We start from the raw sequence: 21,449 nt of genomic DNA, 5'->3' as shown, positions 1-21,449 counted from the left end.
ATTGTCAACCTATGATCTGGATGGTGCTGGCGCCTGCACCGACCGGTTTGACCTGAATCTGTACCGGAATCCGTTCATGCATTTCCTGCACATGCGAGATTAATACCACTTTACGGCCTTGGCTTTGCAAATGATCCAGTGCATTCATCACCATATGTAGTGAGGCTGGATCTAAAGTACCAAAGCCTTCATCAATAAACAGCGATTCCAGTTTCATGGAGCCGGAAGCCATATTGGCAATCGCCAGTGCCAGGGCCAGCGACACCAGGAATGTTTCTCCACCCGATAAGGACAGCACAGGACGTACTTCACTGTTCATGTCCAGATCAATAATTGCCAGACTCAGGCTGTTCGGAATGCGATATAACTGATAGCGCGGTGCCAGCGGCTGTAACTGCTGGTTGGCATATTCCACCAGGATATCCAAGTGATGTTCCTGAGCGATTTTCTGGAACTTGGTACCTTCCTTATGTCCAATCAAGTCATAGATCCGGCCCCAGCGATATTCTTCAGCTTTGACCTGCTCGATTTTCTGCTGATATTTAGCATAAGTATTTTGATTGGTGGCATTCATACGCAGTTTGGCATCAGTTTCATTGAAGCTGTTTTGTTGCTCAGTCTTTTCCTGTGCCAAACTGTTTAAACGCGATTCCACTTCCTCAAAACCAAGCTCAGGCTGTTGCTGTAGATGCTTCTGGTATTGATCTTCCAGTGTTTGCCATGCAATTTTGGCATTTTCCAGTGCTTGATGCTGTGCCTGTAATTGCTGGCGGATTTGCTGATGTTCATTCAGATTAATGCTCAGGCATTGCTGGATTAAAGCCGCATCAAAATGTGCGTGCAGATTTTGCCAGGTACTGATCGCTTGAGCAGATTGTGCCTGCTGTTGAGTCAGCTGCTGCACTTGGGTCAGCAAAGCCTGCCGTTTAAGCAAAGCCTGATGCAGACCTTGCTCATGCTGCTCGGATACCTGACGTTGTGCCTGGAGCTGAGTATCGAGTACTTTTAATTGAGTATCCAGTTGCAGTCGCCATTCTGCTGCCAGCTTATAGGACTGACCAGCGTGCTGTTCGGTCAGTTGATTGAGTTGCTGACGTAAGTCTTTACCTTGCTCAAGTAAAGAATTAATTTCGGCCTGTATTTGCGTATGCCGCTGTTCATGCAGCTGCAGTTGCTGTTCAGCCTGATTTAATTGCTGGTTTAAACCCTGTAGTTGCTGTTCCGCAGTTTTGGCTTGATTGACCAGATGTAATCGCTGCTGCAACTGCTGTTGGAGTTGGGTACAGGCAGCAGGCGCATTCTTGTGCCAAGCGAGCTGTTGTGCTTCAGGCAGTACCATAAGAACTGGCTCGATCAGTTGATCCAGTTGCAGCATTTTTTGCAGACTCAGTTGCATGCTGTCAAATTGCTGTTGCTGTTGGCGCCAGTCTTGCCAAGTCTGTTGCAGGACTTTGAATTGTTCGCTTGCCTGCGTGTGTTGCTGTTGCCATTGGCCAAGCTGTGCCTGCAGGCTATGGAGCAACTGGGCCGAATGGTCAGGATTGGCTTGCTCAAGTCCTAATTCTTTTAGCTGCTGTTGTAATGTGTGGTGCTGATCATTCAGTATCCGTTCAAGCTGGACTAAACGCTGTTGCTTCTGCTCAAAAAGCGTCCTGATTTTCGACTGTTGAATCTGGGTTGCTTTTAAATCTTCTTTAAGCTGATTCAGTCCTTGCTGCGCCTGTTGCAGCTGTTGATCTTGCAGCTGATTGAGCGCTGTTTCTAATAATGCCTTATGTTGAACAAAAGGATGCTGTTGGCTGCCGCAGACCATACATGCTTCATCAGGTTTGAGTTGCGCACGCAGTTCCTGCACACTTTGGGTTTGTAGCAGGCGCTGTTGCTGCAACATGCCCTGTAGTTGCTCAAATTCCTGATCGGCCTTATTGACGCTTTGTTGCAGTTGAATTTCCGTATCTTCAAGCCGAGACAATTCTGTCTGGGCATGCGCTACGTCCTGTTTGAGTTGCTGTTGTTCGGTTTCCTGTTCCGCCAGACCTGCTACATGCTGGATTAAGCCTTCCAGTTTAAGTCGCTGGGTCGTGCTCTGTTGCTGTACAATCTGATGTTGTTGCAGTTGTTGTTCCAACTGGGCTTGATTGCCAAATTGTTGCTGCAAGCCTTCGATTTGCTGAGCCAACTGCTGTTGGGTGTGTTCCAGTTCAGCACGCGATTGAGAGAGTACGGCTGGCGTCTGTTGCTGCATCTGTTGATACAGCTTTTGGTAGTCATGCAGTCGTTGCAATGTGCTTTGTGGTTCCAGATCAAACACGGCAAGATAAGCCTGATGTTCAAGTTGCTTCAGGCGTTGCTGTTGCTGCTCGCAAGCAGAGGCGAGTTGCTGTTTTGATGATTCAAGCTGTTGTTGCAAGGGTTGGATATATTGCTGCGCATAGTTCAATAAATCTGCTGATTTCTTCTTATAGTCATTGCCGACCAGATGCATCTCATGATCCAGTTTTAGACCTTGTTCCAGATGCGGTTGCATGGCATGCATATGTTCAACATAAGCTTGCTGCTGTTGCTGAATCTGGACCAGTTTCGCAAATTCGGCATCACGTTGCTGTTGTACCTGTTGCAGCTGCTGTTCGAATGATTGTTGTTGCATGGCAAGTTGCTGTTGCTGCGTGAGCATTTGAGTCTGCTGGACAAACTGTTCACGAATGCCCTGAAACTCATCCAAATGAACCAGCAACTGCTTTTGTGCCGTCAGTTTCTGATCGGCATCTAGCTGTACCTCGTAAATTTCTTTTTTGGCCTGAATTTCAGTATATAAAGCATGTTTCTGCCGATGCCATTTCAGGTCATTTTCTAGTAATTTTTCACTCTGGTTAAAATGCTCGAGTATCTGGTTTAAGGCCGTATGCTGCTGTTGAAGCTGGGCGATCTCTTCTTCCGACAGAATTTCAATATGCCCGATCAGCTTTTCCAGATCATGGCGCTGGTTTTTAACTTCACTGAATTTTTCTGCCGCTTTTTTACTGACTTCACTGAAAATCTGCGAATTGGTCAGATATTCCAGCAAGTCGGCGCGTTCATGATCTTTGGCTTTTAAAAATGCCCCCACTTCCGACTGGGCCAGCAGTACTGCACGGGTAAACTGCTCAAAGCTCAGGCCCAGCAGCTTTTCAACTAAAGGGGTAACTTCCGATATTTTTTGCGTCAGGGTGGTGTCATCATCGATACACTTGATGTAACGATCGACCTTTAAATTGCCATCAACCTTTTGACGTGCCCGTTTAATTTCCCAACGTGCGCTATAGCGTTTGCTGTCGAGTGCAATAAATTCCAGTTCGGCAAAACCATGCACGCAGCCACGGCGCAGAATGTTCTTGGAATCCTTGATCGAAACATCCTGACCACCTGCATCTTTCAGGCTGCCGGTTGCACCTTTCAGGCGTGGAATTTCGTTATATAGCGCCAGACACATGGCATCGAGCAGGGTCGATTTTCCGGCGCCGGTTTTTCCAGTAATCGCAATGAGGCCGGCATGTGTCAAAGGACTGGATTCAAAATCAATATGATGGGTGCCGGTGAGGGAGGCCAGATTATTGAGACTCAAACGTAAAATTTTCATGGCCGATCCTAAGCGTGTTGTTTTTGCGCAAGTTCATGCTGGGCTTCAACCAGCAAGCGCTGAAAATCCTGTTGTACAGAATCATCCGGCTCATAGCCCATTTTTTCCCAGATATTCAAAAACAGCGATTCCGGTGTCGGCGGTGCCAGATCAATTTTTGAATCTCCTGGCGCATGTTCGGCCTGTTGCTGATAAATCCGGCTGATGCGCAGCAAACGATAACGATTTGCTGGCAGTGCCAGTTCAATTTGCTGGCGTAAATCGACTGGTGGCGGCGCGTCGGTCGTGTATTCCACTTCCAGAAAATGCCGTGCAGAGAGCTGTTGAATTTCTCCGGCAGGCAGGGCCTGAATTTTAGTGATTAAATCTTCCAGCTTTTCCCGAATCCGGAATAGCTCGACGGTGCGCGGAACTTTTAAAACATCATATTGAAGGCGCTGTTCTGTGCTTTGCTGAGGATCAATTCTGACCTCAACCACCTGATGTTGATAGTTGATTTCACTAAATGACAGCGGAATCGGTGAGCCGCTATAACGGATATGCGGCTGACCGACTTTTTGTGGTTTATGCAAATGCCCAAGGGCGACATAATCAATCACCTCATCAAACAGCGCCGTCGACAGGGCTTCTTCATTGCCGACAATAATCGGACGTTCCGAGTCGGAAGTTTCGCCGCCCTGCATATGCGCGTGCGACATTAAAATCAGGGCTTGATGTGGCTGCTTGCGCGCCTTGGCTTCGGCAATCAGTTGTTGGTGCAGATAGCTAATCGCATTCTGGCTATTGCTGGTATGTTCATTCAGTCCGGTAATTTCGGCACTGCGTAAATAAGGCAAGGTCAGACACCAGGCAACGATATTTTTATTCTGGTCATACACAGGAATCAGCAAGCGGTCCAGGTTCAGGGTATTATCTGCACTGCGGCCGACAATCCCGACGGCCTTGGCATTGAATTTGGCCAGCAAGGGTTCAACCTGTTCAATCCGGTAACCAGAATCATGGTTACCGGCAATCATCAGGGTCTGCATATGTGGCGCCAGCTCATGCGCATCGGCCAGAAACTGGTACAGCTGTCTTTGCGCACTGGACGCCGGATTGATCACATCAAAAATATCTCCGGCAATCAGCAGGGCATGCGGCTGTTTTGCTTTAATTTGCTCCAGCAGCCAGGTCAGAAACTGGGCATGTTCAAATTCACGGTCATGGTTATGGAAAAATTGTCCCAGATGCCAATCGGAAGTGTGAAGAAAATGAACTGCCATGTAATGAACCCCTAGATATCTGCCTTGCTACTATAGGAAAAAGCACAGCTAAAAATCTACCTGAAAAAGAAATTTTCATCTGGCCGTGGTTTATTGCCACTGAATTTATTTTAAGCAATGTGAAAATAAACGGCTAATTCGCTATCCATCCTAATTATTGAAAAGACTTGCGATGCATTCGCCTAAAAAATGGAATCATAAAAAATAAAAACCGACGATTCGAGTGATGTGAAATCGTCGGTCAAAACTTGTGCTGCATGAAAATTTTGGCTGCTATTCAAAATTTCCTTGTACACTGGACTTATTGCTTTAGCTCTAAGGTCAGCAAAAATTCGTGGATGCCAGTCCAAATTTTTGTACCTTGTACCCTATATAACGTCACCCTCTGGCCGATGGTTGACAATAAAATGAAAAAAAACCTGTTTTTTTTTATACTAGTTTGCTGAATGTCACCGAGTGATTGATATGTTGCCTTTAACCCGTTATTTTATCTGGTTTTTTATTATCTGCTTTATTTTTACCTGCATTTGCGGGGTTCTGGCAGCATTAATGCCAACGGGTATGGGGGCAGTGCTGACGGTTGTTCCATATCTGGTGGCCATGATCTGGATATTGTTCAAGTTTTTAAAACAGCAAAAACGTGCTCCCACGCAGTCGGAACGTAAAAAATTCACTCTTGGTTTTAGCCTGATTTACTGGAGCTATAATCTGCTGTTTCTGTTACTTGGGATTCTGATTGCTACGCGCTCCAATCCAAATGCCTGGCAGGACTTTTTATTGTATCTACAGCAGCCACAATTTATGAGTATCGTGCTGATCATGTTCCTGCTGATTGCGATTCCGCTATATTTATTAACCTACTGGTTCTATGGCAAGCAGGCACAGCGTATGGCAGATAAAATGTTTGGCAATGCACCGCAGGCCTAATCGGCAAGTGGCTTTATGATAATTGATTTTTATAGAATAATTGCATCGCTCATGATACAAATTCACCACGACAAAGATGCTCTGTATTTAAAAACTTCAAGATGACTGACGTATAATTTAAACCAAGAAAAGAATAAGGCGCAGAATGACTTATGGATAAACCTGTAGTGCTGGTGACCGGAGCGAGTGGTTTTATTGGCAGTCATCTGGTGCGTTTTTTACTGCAACGCGATTATCGGGTGATTGGCCTGACTCGCCGTAAACATCAACGTGAACCGCATCCAGATTTTCACTGGATCAACCAGCTGGATGAATTAAAATCGCATCAGATTGATTATGTGGTGAATCTGGCGGGTGAAAGCATCGGTCAGGGCCGCTGGACAGCAGCGCGGAAAAAGAAACTGCTGGACAGCCGTTTAGACACCACCAGGCAGTTATTTGACTATCTGGAAAAATACCAGATCAAACCGCAACGGATTATTTCAACATCGGCAGTCGGCTATTATGGCATTGATCCGGATGAGCGCTGGGCGCAGGTTTGTACCGAACAAAGCCCGCCACAAGATATTTTTATGTCCGAGCTTTGTGTGAAATGGGAACAGCTGGCGCTGTCCTATACCCATCAGGATACTAAAATTGTTCGCTTTGCAGTGGTGTTTGGTCAAGGTGGCGGGATTCTGCCGCAGATGCTATTGCCCATCAAACTGAATCTGTTTGGCCGGATTGGTCATGGGCGTCAACCAGTGACCTGGGTACATTTAGAGGATGTACTGCGAGCGATTGAATTCTTGATGCTTGAAGCGACAACCGAGCAGATCTTTAATGTGGTTGCACCAGAAAAAGTCAGTCAGGCGCAGTTTGCCCGGATTGCCGCGCAAGTGCTAAAGCGTAAACCCTTATTGCCACTGCCGGCCTGCAGCCTGAAAATGATGCTGGGAGAACAGTCACAACTGGTCTTGAACGGTCAGTATGTACAGCCCAAAGCTTTGCAGGAGGCGGGATTTCAGTTTAATTATCCGACCTTAAAAGAAGCGCTGCACAATATTTAAAGCACTAAGCGACCTGGCTCCAATAAACGCACTGGATCATAAGGCTGTGGATCTACAATGGTCGGCTGTTCCAGTATTAGTTGAGCCAGTAGTTTGCCTGATACAGGCCCCATGCATAAACCATTACGGAAATGGCCAAAATTGGCCCAGAGATTTTTTAGCTGGGGAATTTTGCCAATATAGGGGATACCATCCGGCGAACTGGGTCGTAATCCGGCCCATTGTTTCACAATTGGAAAATCTGCCAGTTCCGGCACCATGTCCAGACAAGCTTGCAGAATATCTTGCCGGATTTCGGCAGAAGGAGAGGTGTCAAAACCGGCCTGACGCATGCTGGAACCACATACCACATGTCCGTCCCGCCGTGGAATCAGGTACATGACCTTGTTCATGCACATGCTGGGTAGCCAGTTTTCCGGGGTTTTAAACAGCAGCATCTGGCCTTGTACCGGTTGTACCGGAATTTCAAAACCAAGCTGTTCCGACCAGCCCGCAGACCATGCGCCAGTGGCGATTACAAAGTGGTCTGCCTGAAACTGCTGGCCACTTGCACTTGAGACACTGTTTACACGGCCTTGCTGAATATTGAGCTGAGTGATTTTACAATGTTCTTGCCAGCTGACCCGCGGATGCTGTTTTAAATAGCTGATGAGCGACTGTAATAGTCGCGGATTACGGATATTGGCCAGCTCCGGAAAATAAATCGCCTGTTTGAACTTGTGCTGATCAATTCTGGGATTAATCTGTTGAAGTTTAACTTGATTAAGCAATTCCGCCTGTTGCTGCGGGTCCTGATATTGTTGCGCATAGCGCAGGCCAATCTCAAAATCAGCTTTATCAAAAATCAGCATGCCTGTTTCATGAATCTGGAAGTCAATCCCGGTTAGCGGCTGCAGTTTTTGATTCCAGTCCTGATATAGCGGTTTGGCATGTCGGGCCAGAGCATTCACGGCAGCAGGATAGCGCCAGGGATACATCGGGGAGAGGATGCCACCGCCAGCCCAGGATGCCGCCTGTCCGGCGGCTTGCTGATCAAGAATTGTGACAGAACATCCCTGTTCAAGCAGTTCCAGCGCCGACATCAACCCGGTGATGCCAGCGCCGATGATGGCGATATGCATTGCGCCGAAATCCTGTTACTTCATGTCTTTCAGTTTAAGCGCAGCTTCTTCGGCAAAGTAAGTCCAGATGCCATCGGCACCGGCACGGCGACAGCTCATCAATGATTCTAAAATGACGCTGTCAGATAACCAGCCATTTTGAATGGCAGCTGCCAGCATCGCGTATTCACCACTGACCTGATAAACAAAGGTTGGTACACCAAAGCTGTCTTTGACTTCGCGGACGATATCCAGATAAGGCATACCCGGTTTCACAATCACCATGTCTGCGCCTTCCTGAATATCCAGGGCAATTTCATGCAACGCTTCAGCACGGTTACCGACATCCATCTGGTAATTGTATTTATTGCCACCTTTTAGGTTGCTGGCAGAACCGACTGCATCACGGAACGGGCCATAGAAACTTGATGCATATTTGGCCGAATAGGCCATGATGGAGGTATAGATATGTCCATTTTGTTCAAAGGCCTGACGGATTGCCCCGATCCGGCCATCCATCATGTCACTTGGAGCAAACACGTCTGCACCGGCCTCGGCATGGCTGAGGCCCTGTTTAATCAGACATTCAACCGTTTCATCATTTAACACATAACCGGTTTCATCAATAATGCCATCCTGACCATGTGTAGTATAAGGATCGAGTGCGCCGTCAGTAATCAGCACCATTTCTGGCAGTTCTTTTTTTAATAAACGCAAGGTGTTTTGCACCAGACCATCTTCGCGCCATGCGGCTTCGGCAGTCAGGCTTTTATCTTCTTGTGGAGTAACTGGAAATAGTGCCAGTTTATTGACGCCCAGTTCCAGCAGGCGCTCCGATTTTTTTAACAGCAAATCTGCTGACAGGCGCTGGATATTCGGCATACTGGGAATATCCTGGGTCTGGTTCTGTCCTGGCAGTACAAATACTGGATAAATCAGGTGATCTGCACTGAGATATGTTTCACGTACCATAGAACGTAAATGCTCATTTTTACGAATACGACGCATGCGAGTTGCAGGAAATGCGGGACGATTGAACGTATAGGTCATAAAAATCTCAGCAATCAGTATTAAACTAGGCCCCTATTGTAGCCCTAACTGAAATTTTTGGGCATAAATTAGCGGTTTTTATTGCGGTGGATTTGAACAGAGTGATGACTAAGACAGAGAAAAGCTGGACAGGTAATATACACTTGGGGGCAAAGGTGGATATTGATGTGGTCTTAAATCAACTGGTACATGCTTTTAACAGCTCTCCTTTTTTTAAGCACAATGGTATGAGCATGCGCGTGGTGGATGGCCAGATTGAAGCTTATGTGGAAATGCAGGATTTCATGATTGGCAATGTCGCGTTCCAGATTCTGCATGGCGGTCTTGCCGCCACGGTGCTCGACAGTGTTGGCGGCATTGTGGCGATGGGGGAGCTATATAAAAAAGCCGAACCGGAAACCATTGCCGAGACCATTAAAAAGGTATCGCGTCTGGCGACAGTGGATATGCGGGTGGATTATCTGGCGCCCGGACGAGGCAAATATTTCATTGCGCGTGCAGAAACCCTACGTTTGGGGCGTAAGGGCTGCACCATGCGTATGACCATGGTCAATGATGAAGATAAGCCAATTGCCACAGCGATTGCATCGTATGCTTATTAAGTAAAGAGCGTATAAAAAAGCACTGCAATGACAGTAATGCCAGTCAGTTAAGAAATTGACTTGCATTTTCTTTTTAAATTCATGACTGTAGTTGATATGTAGGAAAGTCATCCGCAACTGTTTGAGGCCGGACTGCATAAAAAAATGATTGTTTCTGCGATAAATTTGTTAGTCGATAGAGGCTGACGAGTTTTGCGGTGAGGAGTATTGCTCCGCAAGATGCCTTCCTTGCGAAGCTTCGCTTCTCATTTGGGCGAAACCAAAGTAACAAATGAGCTGCTAGGGTTTGATTTAAAAAAGTAAGACTCCGCCATGAATCATTAAAAAGTTAAGGAGTTTACTTCTAAACTCCTTAACTGATCAGCATCACACCAAATGGTGGGCTTTTTTTAGCTTTGAACTTTCAGATAACGACAATTTATATATCTGATTTGGCCCGTTTCAGGGCATTTTGCCATTTTTCTAGATGATGTTGACGCTGATCCGCTTGCATCTGTGGCTCGAAGGCACGTTCCAGCTGCCAGGACTCGGAAATTTCCCCCAGACTTGAAAATACTCCGGCTTTTAATCCGGCCATCGCTGCTGCACCCCAAGCGGTAGATTCCAGCATTTTTGGACGTAATACCGGTACATTCAGAATGTCGGCCTGAAACTGCATCAGCATGTCATTGCCACTGGCACCACCATCAATGCGTAATTCTTTTAAAGGATGGGCAATATCAGACTGCATTGCGCTGAGAACATCAGATACCTGAAAGGCAATTGATTCTAAGGCTGCGCGGGCGATATGCGCTTTAGTCGTACCACGTGACATGCCGCAGAGCAGGGCACGGGCTTCACTGTCCCAATGCGGTGCGCCAAGTCCGGTAAAGGCCGGCACCAGAACTACGCCATCGGTATCCTCAACTTTACAGGCCAGTTTTTCCACATCACTGCTTTGTTGAATAATCCCCAGACCATCACGTAGCCATTGCACCACCGCGCCGGCCATAAATACGCTACCTTCCAGCGCATAGGTCGTTTGATCCTGTGCCTGCCAGGCGAGGGTGGAGAGCAGTTTATTTTGACTGAGCTGAATATCATGACCGGTATTGAACAGCATAAAACAGCCAGTGCCATAGGTATTTTTTGCGCTGCCCACTTCGAAACAGGACTGACCAAACAGTGCAGATTGCTGATCGCCCAGAATGCCGGTAATCGGAATATTGGCACCGAGTAAGCCTGACGCGGTGTCTGCGATATAGCTATCGGATGAAATGATTTTCGGTAAGACCGAAGCTGGAATATGAAACAGCTCCAGCAGTTCTGCATCCCAGGTTTGTTGCTGCAGATTCATCAGCATGGTACGAGAAGCATTGCTGGCTTCAATGACGTGCTCTGCACCCTGGGTCAGATTCCAGATCAGCCAGCTATCGATAGTTCCAAAGGCCACATGGCCCTGTTCAGCCAGTTCACGGATTCCTTGCACATGCTCCAGAAACCAGACCAGTTTTCCCGCACTAAAATAAGGATCAATCCTTAGACCGGTTTTTTCTTGAATTTTGCTCATCAAGCCCTGTTCAATCAGCTGGTTACACCAGTCCGATGTCCGACGGTCCTGCCAGACAATAGCCGGCGCCAGCGGTTTGCCAGTTCTACGATCCCAAACCACTGTGGTTTCACGCTGGTTGGTCAGGCCGATGGCTTTAATATCTTTGGCCAGGATTCTTGCACTAGCGAGTGCTTGCTGTACCACCGCAATTTGTGAGCTCCAGATGTCTTGCGCATCCTGTTCGACCCAACCTGAGTGTGGTGTCTGAATATGGGTTTCCCGTTGCGCCGTAGCCAGAACCTGTCCATGCTCATTAAAAATAATCGCCCGGCTTGAAGTGGTCCCCTGATCCAGGGCCAGTAAATAGCTCATAATTTTTCTGATATTCGGCTTGAAAAGTGAAATATTAGCGCAATAATGTAATTAAGCGCATCAAGTTGTGTAAATGTTCAGAAAATGCATCGTAATTTTTGACATTTATGCTATGATTGCCTTGTACTTTGGGGGTGTTTCTGGCTTCGACGCTGGTGATGAAACTCATAGATGCATGCCGAGAGCGCATTTTCTCTCGTAAATCAAATTTGCATTTTTTAGTCGCAAACGACGAATCATACGCTCTAGCTGCCTAAGGGCAGCTTGTCCGCCTCTCCGAATACTTGTGGTTAGAGAGTCCGACTGAAGCGCACGCACACAAGTCCGTATAAAGCCAAGCCTCGGGGCTTTGTACTAAACTAAGAGGATCGCGATTTGTACCCTGTTCGTCGGGTCACAAAGAGTTAAAACAATAGACGATATCTAAGCATGTAGTATTCTCGAGCGTAATGCTGGCGGACGCGGGTTCAACTCCCGCCACCTCCACCAAAATTCTTTCCGAAGTAATCCATCGGAATCTAAAAAAGCCTTTAAACTTAATGTTTAAAGGCTTTTTTATTGGCTGTATTGTCCGACCCTGTCCTAAGCTGTTTGACCCTATTTTTGCTTTCTGGGGGTCAAAATTGGGACAATTTGACCCACTAAATAAGTTTAATTATGTGGGACAAAGATATGTCGCTTACTGATGTGCTGTGTAAAAAAGCATTACCGAAGGAAAAACAGTACCGCCTTTCTGATAGTAACGGTCTGTCTTTACGAATCGATCCGAATGGCAAAAAATATTGGTCTATCCGATATACGGAGAATGGACAAAGGAAGTCCAAAGCATTAGGTGTATATCCTGAGCTGAGTTTAAAGCGCGCAAGAGAGATAGCGCTTGATCTGAGGTATAAACTCAAGAATACAGTTGAGGTCGAAGAGGAGCAGCCTTGTTTTAAGGAGGTCGCAGAGGATTGGTTTAATAATCAAAAAGAAACCTGGTCATCTAAGCATATTAGTAATGTTAGAGCTTCATTGGATGAGCTTTATATTGCTCTTGCTAATAAGCGTATTAACCAGATTCAGGCTCCTGAGATTCTTCAAATCATTAAGAAGATTGAGGCAAGAGGTTCGCTTGAAATTGCAAAACGTACCTTGTCTCGCTGTGGTATGGTCATGAAGTATGCCATTGCTCATGGATACCGCTATGATAATCCAGCGGGTGATCTGGTTTATGCTCTCAAGAATAAAAGAGTCATAAACCTGGCTTCGCTTACTGCCTCTGAAATGCCTGAATTTTTAAGAAAGGTAAGAGCATACCCAAGTGATGCTCAGACACATCATGCGATTATTCTGATTATGCTGACAGGCGTTCGGGTTAGTGAGTTGCTGCAAGCACGCTGGGAGGAATTTGATTTGGAAGGACGTAAGTGGGATATCCCTGAAGAGCGAATGAAGAACAGGCTTCCGCATCGTGTACCGTTGACGGACATGATGATTGCTGAGCTTCAGGCATTAAGACTTACTCATAATCAGGAACTGCTTTTTCCACATCGTTTGGATAACAAAGAACCTATGCGTAGTGAGTCTATTTTGGCGGTGATCAAGCGTTCAGGCTATGCAGGACGAATGACCACACATGGTTTTAGATCTCTATTCAGTACAGTCGTAAATGAATCAAATTTATTTAATCCCGATGCCATTGAACGGCAGCTTGCTCATGTGCCACAAAATAGAATTCGCTCGGCATATAACCGAGCGCAATATTGGGATGAGCGTGTGAAGATCATGGGATGGTATGGGGAGCAAGTGAAAGAGTGGATGGCTTAGTAAAGAGCCTTCCCTTTTTTATCACACATTTCATTTGTATACGCCTCCTTAATCAATATTTCTAAAACTTCACTTTCAGAAATATTTTTGAAAAGTGCTAATTCTTCTAAAAGCTTTTTTGATTCTTTTTTTAATGGTAAGTGGTAGCTCCTTTTAGGGTTATCTTTATTTTTCATTCTAAAAACATTTTGCTGCCAAGCTTTTTTAAGTTTGTTTAAATCGTTAATGTATTTTTCTTTATTATTAATATATAGATCATCAAAGTATGCATGAATATAATCTTGATTCGATTTTTCTTGTTCAAGTTGAAACTTGGGGAAAATATCATATTTGAAGTGCTTATCAATGTATGATTTACTCCAATTTATGAATTCTTTATTATTAATATATCTATTTAAATTGACTTTTTCTTTTTTGATTCCCTGAAATTCAATAATATATTTTTCTAAGTCTATATTTCTCTGGTGTGGCTTATTTGCTATATTGGGGCTTAAGTAAATAAGAGCTAAAATAAATACTTTAGGGTTATTAATGTATTTTTTTGATTTTGGAAAGTTTGTTCTCTTTTGAAATGTATAATTGTTAACTAAGTTATTTTCTTTAGCGACATTGAGTTGCTTGTATGCTTTTTCTTTAGTAGATAATAATACATTGTAGTCATCTAAAAATCTATTAATTAAGAACCAGCACAGTCTATTATCATTTAAAAATGAATTAATATCTAGTTCTAAAAGGAGTTCCTTCTGTTTCTCCCGTAAAGTATTCATAAAACTATTTAAATTAGCTTCTTCAAGATTGGATAAAGTAATTTTGATATAACTTCTTAGCTCATCAAAAGAAGAGTTCTTATTAAAAAAATCTAATAAATATCTAGGCGTGTAATTCAGGTTGCTAGCCGCCTTCCAAGCCACCCATACGTACTCATGCTCTTTAAAGCTTCTTAAAAGTTTGTCAATCAAAAGCTCTTTACTGATATGAGGATCCTTAGAAGTTAAGCCCATTTTGATTAATTATCCGTAGTATTATTGGTAGTATTTACAATAGTATTTAAATGAGTATTTTTCAATACTAAAATTCTGATGGATCTATGGAAATAGTAGCTTACAGCCATTTTCAATTAGTAATTACCAAGTATTACCCTAACTCTAGCTTTTTTAAGATGAGTATCTGCATGAATATAGACATAAAACAGGGAGGAAAGATTCTTAATGTGCGGAGGGGATGCTGTACTACAGGAGAAATTTAGATTCTCTAGGGCATTGGTTATTTATACTATCTTTTATTAGCTAACACTCTATTGAGAAGTAAATGTAAACATATACTGAATTCCCTATCTCTTATGTAACTATCACACACATAGGTTTAAACATGAGAGATTCAATTAATCAGGCAAAACTTACACTTGAGATTGAGAACTTTTTAAAACGCTTAAAAAGAGAACGTACAAAATGGGATGGATTCTATTCACAGCTTACTAAGCTGTTATTAGCCTTTGATGATATATATGACCCTGATGAGGAATACATAGGTTATCTCCAGTTCTTTGTTATCTTGATATATGACTTACAGAGAATAGATTCTGATTATTTAGGTCTTATGGATGAGCTAAAGATAATTGGATATAGAGAGATGAGAACATGGTTTTTAGATTTATCTGAGGATTTTGAAAAAGATTATAAGATGATCGAAAAACAGAAAGATGAAAATAAAATTGAAGTGCAGGAATATTGTAGGTCAATACTTAATAAATGCAGTCGAATATTAGTTGCTCGTGTAGACTTGGGTTATTTGAAAGAATATTCTAGTCGAATTAGAGTTGAAGATATTTATAAGGACTTAGATATACTGCTTAATCGAATCCAAAATAAAGATGGCATATTTAAACATGTGATCGGGTATATATGGGGAGTAGAACAAGGTGGTAAAAGTAAAGGTTTTCATTGCCATTTAGCAATCATTTATGATAATGCCTATCGTGATGGAAGCGCGGCATATTGGGGAAATGAAATTATTGAGCTATGGAGGGATATTACTAGGGATTTTGGTCAAGGATATAATTGCTGGAACCGTGAACGTGTAGCGAAACTTCGAAGAGAGAATAAGCTCGGGATCGGTGTGATTTATCGTCGTGATTCCACCCAAGTAACAAATTTCATTGAGGCAATGCAATACATTGCTGATCATCACAAACGTACTCTTCAATACTTACGTGTAAAGCCAAAAGGACGAAGAGTATTTGGTAAAGGTCAGTTAAGAGCGCAGTATGATAGACGCTAAATGAAAATAATCTCAGATATACATTATCTAGGTGAAAACGAGTTTTTTAACTTTGCAAGGCTTGCCAATCGGTGAGCCTTTGTCATTTCTAGAGGTATATATTATGAGTTTAAATTGTCCTTATTGTTTATCGGATCAGGTCATTCAGGTTGTTAATCAGCAGGTGACTGGTTCTGATTCCACAGGTCTAGCAGCATCAGCTTCGTTCGCAACCATCGGTGCATCCATTTCAAAGGGTTTACCTTTGCCTGTATCACCACTGCTTGGCGGGCTTGCAGGTGCGGTCATTGGTGGTCTATTTAGCAGCGTGTTTAATGAGCCTAAAAACCCAATCACTATGACCTACTACCACTGTAATCAATGTCAGCAGAACTTCCGCTAATAACCTAGGAGATAAGAACGATGGCACATCAAATCGAACAAATCGCCTATGTTGGCGAAACCCCTTGGCATGGTCTTGGTAATCAGCTGAGTCCGAAACAACCACTGGAAGTCTGGGCACAGCAAGCTGGAATGGACTGGCGGATTGAATCCTCCAATGTCAGCTATATGGCACAGAATGAACGTGGTCAGAGCATCATCATGCCTTTTGAAGAGCAGCGTGTCTTGTATCGCTCAGATACACATGCGCCTTTATCTGTGGTCAGTCAGCGTTATCAGGAAGTTCAACCCAAAGAGATTCTGGAGTTCTACCGGGATCTGACTGAGCAATCAGGTTTTGAACTAGAAACAGCAGGGGTTCTGAAAGGTGGTAAAAAGTTTTGGGCTTTGGCACGTACAGGGCAAAGTACTGCGTTAAAGGTCAAGGATGTCAGTAATGGTTATATCCTGCTGGCTACCGCGTGTGACGGCACGTTGGCAACTACAGCACAGTTCACCAGTATCCGGGTGGTCTGTAACAACACTTTAGCAATTGCTTTACGTGGACAAAGCAGTAGTGCAGGTGTGGTGAAGGTTCCGCACAGTACCAAGTTTGATGCAGAGAAAGTGAAGCAGCAATTGGGTATTTCAGTGCGTGCCTGGGATGAGCACATGTATGAAATGAAACAGCTCACACAGCGTAAGGTGAGTCAGCAGGAAGCCAAAGCTTATTTTGATGCCGTATTCAACAACAGCACCATGTCAATTTCCGATCCTGAAGAAAACATTATTCAGTTCTACCGTAATGTTGCGCAGCAAGCTCAGGAGAAAAAGCCTGAACCGAATGGTCGTGCCATGAATAAAGCTTTAGAGATGTTTAATGGCCAAGGTCGTGGTGCTGAATTGTCATCAGCTAAAGATACGGCTTATGGTTTACTTTGTTCGATCACGGAATTTGTGGATCATGAACGACGTGCCATGAGTACCGACCATCGACTGGATTCAGCCTGGTTCGGTGCAGGTGCTGGTCTTAAACAAAGAGGATTGGAGCAAGCGCTTGCTTTGATCGCCTGAAATTAACTGACTCACTTATGTCGAAATCAAGTCACCCCCAAACAAATGCTAGTCATAGCACTCATGTAACCCCTCTCAATTAAAACAGCAAACAAAAAGCCATACCCGACCTCGTGTCGGGTATGGCTTTTTTATGCATTTATTTTACAGAGATTAGAATTTGTAAGGATAATTTCATGAATCAAATTGTACCTATTTCCCATCAGCCTACGACTGTAGGATCAAAGATTGCAGTCAATCCAACCATCACTACCAAACGCTCAACAGCAGCCAAGCGACTGGTCAATACCAAAGGGATGGAATATCAGGACTGGCTCGAAGTTCGTAAACAAGGCATTGGCAGTAGTGATGCAGCAACAGCATGTGGTCTCAATCCCTACATGTCGATGCTTGAACTCTGGCTGATCAAAACCGGACGGCAGACTCCATCCATAGAAGATGAAATCTCAGGTGTAGCACCGTTGTATTGGGGTAAGCAGCTGGAACCTTTGGTGGCAGAGTTTTATAGCATGCACACCAATAACAAGGTGCGACGGATCAATGCGGTACTTCAGCATCCTGATCCCGATAAACACTTTATGTTAGCCAATCTGGATTACAGCGTGGTCGGTAGTGATGACGTTCAGATCCTGGAATGTAAAACAGTAGGTGAGCATGGAGCAAAATTGTGGCGTGATGGTGTGCCTTTATACGTGCTTTGTCAGGTGCAACATCAACTGGCAGTGACTGGTAAACAGGCAGCGCATGTTTGTGTCTTGATCTGTGGGCATGAAACCAAGATCTTCAAAGTGATACGGTCTGAATCAGTGATTGAGCATATTGTTAAAGCAGAACGATATTTCTGGGAATGTGTAGAAAATGATACTCCGCCATCAGTCGATGCCAGTGAATCCGCAGCTAAAGCGATTCAACAACTTTATCCAGCGCATGTCCCTTTAACGGTAGAGGATCTTTCGCAAAATGAAAATGCCAATTTTATGTTTGATCAGCTCATCAAAATGAAAGAAGAGATTCAGCACAAGCAGGAACGCTTTGACCAGCTTAAACATGAAATTCAGATGATGATGCAAGACAAGGAAAGGGCTGTCTTTGCTCATGGCTCAGTAGTCTGGAAGAAAACTAAGGACTCCATCAGCCTCAATACCAAGGCATTGCTTCAGCACCAGCCTGAACTGATCGACCTTTATCCACTTCAAAAGCAGGGCAGTCGTCGATTCAACATCTATACCGACTAAGCCTTATCTACATCACCCAATCAAAAAATCACAAAAATCGCTCCCCGCTCTCTACCCTTCGGTAGAGAGCAAATCGGTCGCGATCTCTGTAGCACTTTATCTGGCTCTACACTCTTTGGGTAACTTATTTGGTCCTTGTTCCGACCTACATACATAGACCCAAATTTGTAACGTAATACATTAAGGAATATCAACATGATTAAAGGTTTAGCAATTACCCCTCCAATCTTGGGGCGTATCAGTATTGGTCGGATGATCGAGAAGAATGGTAAGCGATTGCCTGAAAAAGATGATCAATTCACCATTACTTCCCAGATTCAAAGCAAAGAAGGCTGGGTCAAACATCCATTAGATGATCAGCTTCGAGCGAATACTCCCAATCAAAAGCTACGCTCAATCCCCGTCAGAATGATCTTTAATGATCCTGATCTGAACTTACGCGCTGAATACACCTTATTTGACCGACAGACCGGACGGCCAGTCTGTGTCGGTAATGGAGAAACCTGCCAGCGTTTAACCAACCAAGGCGTAGAGCAGCATCCCTGTCCATCGCCAGATTTATGTCCATTGGCTCAAGGTGGCAACTGCAAACCTTACGGGCGTTTACATGTGAACCTGGATGACTCAGATGAGTTTGGCACCTTCATCTTTAGAACCACGGGTTTTAACAGTATTCGAACTTTGGCTGCACGGCTGAGTTATTACCATGCGGCCTCAAATGGCTTGTTGTCATGTCTACCCTTGCAATTGATATTGCGGGGCAAGAGTACGACACAGAGTTATCGTCAGCCGGTGTATTACGTGGATTTAACTTTAAGGGAAGGGATTAGCTTGAATGAAGCCATTATGCAAGCGAAGCAAATTGATGAGCAGAGTAAGCAGGCAGGGTTTTATCAGGAGGCTCTAGACTTTATCGCAAGGAAGGGTTTTGCGAATGGAATGATGGAGGTCGATATGGAAGAAGGTTTGGATGTGGTTGAGGAATTTTATCAGCCTGTCGGAGACCAGCAGATCGAGGAGACTCAGACTGCATTTGATATCCAACAGGGATTGAAAGGATCTGTGACGGCTTTGAATTAAATCAGACAAGGTAAAACCTTACGAGATTGCCGTATCTCATGAGCGAGTTGCTCGAAATCATGAGATAGGAGTAAACATCATGAATGCATTTGTAGGTCAAACTTTTCAAATGAATCAACTGATCAGTATCAAGCAAGTCATGGAATTTGTTGGAGTGGGGCGTTCTACTATCTATGAGATGATGGATGAAAACTCACCTTATTACGATCCTTCATTCCCAAAGAAAGTTAAAATTACTCAAAATCGTATCGGCTGGTCAGCTTATGAGATCCATCAATGGATTGAAAGTAAGTTGGCGAATCGAGAGTAAGGGACGCTCTTAGCTCCCTTATTTTTTTGTTTTCTTGTAGACTGAAAGTGTCTTTTAGCCTAAGTGTCCGTAATGAAAACAATAGAATACTACAATAAGCATGCAGAAGAATTTACAGCTTCAACGTTTGAAGTTGATATGGAAAGCCTATATCAGCCATTTTTAGCTGAGTTGCCTGAAGGTGCTCGGATTCTTGACGTTGGCTGTGGTTCAGGACGAGATACTCTGGCTTTTAAAAACAAAGGCTATCAGGTCGATGCAATAGACTATTCAGAAGAACTCGTTAAAAAAGCATCTCGACTTACAGGTATTCCTATTAAGTTGAAGAGCTTTTATGAGGTTGATGACTATGAAGCTTATGATGGAATTTGGGCGTGTGCATCGTTGTTGCATTGTGAGCGTAATCATTTAAAAGAAGTGATAGGAAAACTGGTGAGTGCGCTAAAGCCAAATGGTGTGCTTTATATGTCTTTCAAATATGGCAACGGCGATAGAGAGAAGGATGGACGGAAATTCACTGATTTAGATGAAGTACAAGCGCAGGCTTTACTTGAGCAGTTTGATAATGTTCAACAGATCCAGCAATGGATTACAGTAGATAAGCGACCTGATCGACAGGAAAAGTGGTTGAACTTACTTTTAAGAAAGTTGAGCTAGAAAGATATGTCAAAAACTTCTTTGGGAATCCAAGAGGTACTCTTGATACCTTTTGCAAAATCAAAGCGCTTTGTCAAAAAATCTAAACGTTGATCAGGTTTTTTTCCAGTTCTTAAGATGATGTTTTCTTTAAGAGGGTGATTACTTTCAATAAGGTATTCATTTCTTTGATGCAATCTAAGAAGAAATTGGAGATGAGGGATATTACCTGCTTTTCCACCATGATCCCATCGATTACATTCTCTACATGCTAGGACCAGATTCCAAACTTCATTGAGTTGTAAGTCATATGTTGAACCATACTGAATGGACATTGGAATAACATGGTCTACATCGCAAGTATTGTCTTGGCCTGATTGAATTGATATCGATTTGAGACAGTAAAAGCATTTACTTTTTTGATAACCATTTAGTGGTTTTCTGACACCTGTGAGGTTGGTGCGTAAATGTGAATGCAGGAAAGAATTATTAGAAACGGGCTTTAGATAGTAAAGATCTTCGGTAGCTGTATCGTACTGAACATGGATTAGCGACTCTTCACTCCAAGCTGACTCTACTAAATTCCAGCGACCTTCAATTTCATTATGAAAGTTTTCTGAATCTTCTGTTGCTAAAAGGTGAAATAGATTATCGGTAAGCGTGATGCCTTGTTTTTTATCCTGAATTGTTTTTTCAAAAAATTTAGAAGCTTGTTGTTTTTTAGGTAAATTGTGGAAAGCATCAAGTACACATTTAAAGCCCTCAGTTCTTGTAACGTGGAGCATCAACTCTTCTGAAATTTGCTCTTGGGTGTAGAGGTACAGTGCATTTAAAAGTTTCGCAGTCCCTTTTCCTTGAATTTGACGTTTTCCAGTTTGAATATGTTCAATGAGATGTTTGGCGAAAATAGAGGATAGGTCATCTAAGCTCACAAAAGTTTGATTATTTAATTCAAGCAATGATTTTGCTAGAGCAAACTTATATGTTGCAGTATTGGCACCGATCAAAAAAATAGATCTGAAGTTATTCGTTAGGCTGGTATCGGATGTATAAGTTTTCATTATGAATTAAATTTAATGTTATATGACTAGTCAAGTCCAGTAATACAACTTAAGTGTTAAAGAGGTAATTATTGAACCGTATAAATATATAATCACTT

18 protein-coding genes and 1 other RNA gene are annotated in these 21,449 nt (G+C 43.6%); 12 read left to right on the top strand and 7 right to left on the bottom strand.

Annotated elements, in window-relative coordinates; all coding sequences use genetic code 11:
• Positions 1-4: 4 nt before the first annotated feature.
• Positions 5-3,616 (bottom strand): AAA family ATPase, encoded by a 3,612-nt coding sequence (locus AC3IT7_RS11590; RefSeq protein WP_489248578.1) that lies wholly within the window; start codon positions 3,614-3,616, stop codon positions 5-7.
• 8 nt (positions 3,617-3,624) lie between these two features.
• A complete protein-coding gene (locus AC3IT7_RS11585; RefSeq protein WP_489248577.1) occupies positions 3,625-4,878 on the bottom strand; it encodes an exonuclease SbcCD subunit D in 1,254 nt (417 codons plus the stop codon).
• A gap of 465 nt (positions 4,879-5,343) precedes the next feature.
• Here AC3IT7_RS11585 and AC3IT7_RS11580 point away from each other — a divergent pair, with 465 nt between their 5' ends.
• Both AC3IT7_RS11580 and AC3IT7_RS11575 read left to right on the top strand, forming a co-directional pair.
• A complete protein-coding gene (locus AC3IT7_RS11580; RefSeq protein WP_489248576.1) occupies positions 5,344-5,805 on the top strand; it encodes an ABZJ_00895 family protein in 462 nt (153 codons plus the stop codon).
• Positions 5,806-5,957: 152 nt separating this feature from the next.
• A complete protein-coding gene (locus AC3IT7_RS11575) occupies positions 5,958-6,854 on the top strand; it encodes a TIGR01777 family oxidoreductase (protein WP_489248575.1) in 897 nt (298 codons plus the stop codon).
• Here the strand turns inward: AC3IT7_RS11575 and thiO are convergent.
• Both thiO and hemB read right to left on the bottom strand, forming a co-directional pair.
• Positions 6,851-7,975 carry a glycine oxidase ThiO gene (gene thiO / locus AC3IT7_RS11570; protein ID WP_489248574.1) on the bottom strand — a complete coding sequence of 375 codons (1,125 nt, stop codon included), beginning with the start codon at positions 7,973-7,975 and terminating at the stop codon, positions 6,851-6,853. The genes AC3IT7_RS11575 and thiO overlap by 4 nt on opposite strands.
• A gap of 15 nt (positions 7,976-7,990) precedes the next feature.
• Positions 7,991-9,004, bottom strand: coding sequence for a porphobilinogen synthase (hemB, locus tag AC3IT7_RS11565; RefSeq protein WP_489248573.1), 1,014 nt, complete (start codon positions 9,002-9,004; stop codon positions 7,991-7,993).
• Positions 9,005-9,108: 104 nt separating this feature from the next.
• Here hemB and AC3IT7_RS11560 point away from each other — a divergent pair, with 104 nt between their 5' ends.
• Complete coding sequence (locus AC3IT7_RS11560) at positions 9,109-9,606, top strand: thioesterase family protein (protein ID WP_475654289.1); 498 nt, start codon at positions 9,109-9,111, stop codon at positions 9,604-9,606.
• Positions 9,607-10,024: 418 nt separating this feature from the next.
• On the opposite strand, the gene glpK is transcribed toward AC3IT7_RS11560, so the two are convergent.
• Positions 10,025-11,509 carry a glycerol kinase GlpK gene (gene glpK, locus AC3IT7_RS11555; protein WP_489248572.1) on the bottom strand — a complete coding sequence of 495 codons (1,485 nt, stop codon included), beginning with the start codon at positions 11,507-11,509 and terminating at the stop codon, positions 10,025-10,027.
• Between the two features lie 130 nt (positions 11,510-11,639).
• On the opposite strand from glpK, the gene ssrA reads away from it, so the two are divergent.
• Positions 11,640-11,998, top strand: a transfer-messenger RNA (tmRNA) gene (ssrA, locus tag AC3IT7_RS11550).
• Positions 11,999-12,181: 183 nt separating this feature from the next.
• Positions 12,182-13,318: a tyrosine-type recombinase/integrase gene (locus AC3IT7_RS11545; protein ID WP_489248571.1), complete on the top strand. Its 1,137-nt coding sequence runs from the start codon at positions 12,182-12,184 to the stop codon at positions 13,316-13,318.
• Here AC3IT7_RS11545 and AC3IT7_RS11540 read toward each other — a convergent pair.
• On the bottom strand, positions 13,315-14,319 hold the full coding sequence (locus AC3IT7_RS11540) for a ribbon-helix-helix domain-containing protein (RefSeq protein WP_489248570.1): 1,005 nt from the start codon (positions 14,317-14,319) through the stop codon (positions 13,315-13,317). The genes AC3IT7_RS11545 and AC3IT7_RS11540 overlap by 4 nt on opposite strands.
• 367 nt (positions 14,320-14,686) lie before the next feature.
• Here AC3IT7_RS11540 and AC3IT7_RS11535 point away from each other — a divergent pair, with 367 nt between their 5' ends.
• The 7 genes from AC3IT7_RS11535 to AC3IT7_RS11505 all read left to right on the top strand — a co-directional run bounded on the left by AC3IT7_RS11535 (position 14,687) and on the right by AC3IT7_RS11505 (position 20,311).
• Complete coding sequence (locus AC3IT7_RS11535) at positions 14,687-15,595, top strand: YagK/YfjJ domain-containing protein (protein WP_489248569.1); 909 nt, start codon at positions 14,687-14,689, stop codon at positions 15,593-15,595.
• A 103-nt stretch (positions 15,596-15,698) separates the two neighbouring features.
• Complete coding sequence (locus AC3IT7_RS11530) at positions 15,699-15,977, top strand: hypothetical protein (RefSeq protein WP_489248568.1); 279 nt, start codon at positions 15,699-15,701, stop codon at positions 15,975-15,977.
• Positions 15,978-15,997: 20 nt separating this feature from the next.
• Positions 15,998-17,029: a DUF932 domain-containing protein gene (locus AC3IT7_RS11525; RefSeq protein ID WP_489248567.1), complete on the top strand. Its 1,032-nt coding sequence runs from the start codon at positions 15,998-16,000 to the stop codon at positions 17,027-17,029.
• Positions 17,030-17,151: 122 nt separating this feature from the next.
• Positions 17,152-18,264: a YqaJ viral recombinase family nuclease gene (locus AC3IT7_RS11520; RefSeq protein WP_489248566.1), complete on the top strand. Its 1,113-nt coding sequence runs from the start codon at positions 17,152-17,154 to the stop codon at positions 18,262-18,264.
• Between the two features lie 195 nt (positions 18,265-18,459).
• The gene (locus AC3IT7_RS11515) at positions 18,460-19,344 is read left to right on the top strand and encodes a recombination directionality factor (protein WP_489248565.1); all 885 of its coding nucleotides are present in this window, start codon (positions 18,460-18,462) and stop codon (positions 19,342-19,344) included.
• Between the two features lie 79 nt (positions 19,345-19,423).
• Positions 19,424-19,654 carry a helix-turn-helix transcriptional regulator gene (locus AC3IT7_RS11510; protein WP_005027433.1) on the top strand — a complete coding sequence of 77 codons (231 nt, stop codon included), beginning with the start codon at positions 19,424-19,426 and terminating at the stop codon, positions 19,652-19,654.
• Between the two features lie 72 nt (positions 19,655-19,726).
• On the top strand, positions 19,727-20,311 hold the full coding sequence (locus tag AC3IT7_RS11505) for a class I SAM-dependent methyltransferase (protein WP_489248564.1): 585 nt from the start codon (positions 19,727-19,729) through the stop codon (positions 20,309-20,311).
• Here the strand turns inward: AC3IT7_RS11505 and AC3IT7_RS11500 are convergent.
• Positions 20,308-21,351: an HNH endonuclease domain-containing protein gene (locus tag AC3IT7_RS11500; RefSeq protein ID WP_151984813.1), complete on the bottom strand. Its 1,044-nt coding sequence runs from the start codon at positions 21,349-21,351 to the stop codon at positions 20,308-20,310. The genes AC3IT7_RS11505 and AC3IT7_RS11500 overlap by 4 nt on opposite strands.
• Positions 21,352-21,449 lie beyond the last annotated feature (98 nt).

The organism is Acinetobacter sp. KH_038, assembly GCF_057839405.1.
The sequence above is the reverse complement of the archived record's forward strand: the minus strand, read 5'-3'. Positions and strand labels throughout refer to the sequence as shown.

Bases quoted from the DNA above. Each gene is read 5' to 3' on its own strand.
- AC3IT7_RS11590 (WP_489248578.1), bottom strand. From the start codon at position 3,616: ATGAAAATTTTACGTTTGAGTCTCAATAATCTGGCCTCCCTCACCGGC.
- AC3IT7_RS11585 (WP_489248577.1), bottom strand. From the start codon at position 4,878: ATGGCAGTTCATTTTCTTCACACTTCCGATTGGCATCTGGGACAATTT.
- AC3IT7_RS11580 (WP_489248576.1), top strand. From the start codon at position 5,344: ATGTTGCCTTTAACCCGTTATTTTATCTGGTTTTTTATTATCTGCTTT.
- AC3IT7_RS11575 (WP_489248575.1), top strand. From the start codon at position 5,958: ATGGATAAACCTGTAGTGCTGGTGACCGGAGCGAGTGGTTTTATTGGC.
- thiO (WP_489248574.1), bottom strand. From the start codon at position 7,975: ATGCATATCGCCATCATCGGCGCTGGCATCACCGGGTTGATGTCGGCG.
- hemB (WP_489248573.1), bottom strand. From the start codon at position 9,004: ATGACCTATACGTTCAATCGTCCCGCATTTCCTGCAACTCGCATGCGT.
- AC3IT7_RS11560 (WP_475654289.1), top strand. From the start codon at position 9,109: ATGACTAAGACAGAGAAAAGCTGGACAGGTAATATACACTTGGGGGCA.
- glpK (WP_489248572.1), bottom strand. From the start codon at position 11,509: ATGAGCTATTTACTGGCCCTGGATCAGGGGACCACTTCAAGCCGGGCG.
- AC3IT7_RS11545 (WP_489248571.1), top strand. From the start codon at position 12,182: ATGTCGCTTACTGATGTGCTGTGTAAAAAAGCATTACCGAAGGAAAAA.
- AC3IT7_RS11540 (WP_489248570.1), bottom strand. From the start codon at position 14,319: ATGGGCTTAACTTCTAAGGATCCTCATATCAGTAAAGAGCTTTTGATT.
- AC3IT7_RS11535 (WP_489248569.1), top strand. From the start codon at position 14,687: ATGAGAGATTCAATTAATCAGGCAAAACTTACACTTGAGATTGAGAAC.
- AC3IT7_RS11530 (WP_489248568.1), top strand. From the start codon at position 15,699: ATGAGTTTAAATTGTCCTTATTGTTTATCGGATCAGGTCATTCAGGTT.
- AC3IT7_RS11525 (WP_489248567.1), top strand. From the start codon at position 15,998: ATGGCACATCAAATCGAACAAATCGCCTATGTTGGCGAAACCCCTTGG.
- AC3IT7_RS11520 (WP_489248566.1), top strand. From the start codon at position 17,152: ATGGCTTTTTTATGCATTTATTTTACAGAGATTAGAATTTGTAAGGAT.
- AC3IT7_RS11515 (WP_489248565.1), top strand. From the start codon at position 18,460: ATGATTAAAGGTTTAGCAATTACCCCTCCAATCTTGGGGCGTATCAGT.
- AC3IT7_RS11510 (WP_005027433.1), top strand. From the start codon at position 19,424: ATGAATGCATTTGTAGGTCAAACTTTTCAAATGAATCAACTGATCAGT.
- AC3IT7_RS11505 (WP_489248564.1), top strand. From the start codon at position 19,727: ATGAAAACAATAGAATACTACAATAAGCATGCAGAAGAATTTACAGCT.
- AC3IT7_RS11500 (WP_151984813.1), bottom strand. From the start codon at position 21,351: ATGAAAACTTATACATCCGATACCAGCCTAACGAATAACTTCAGATCT.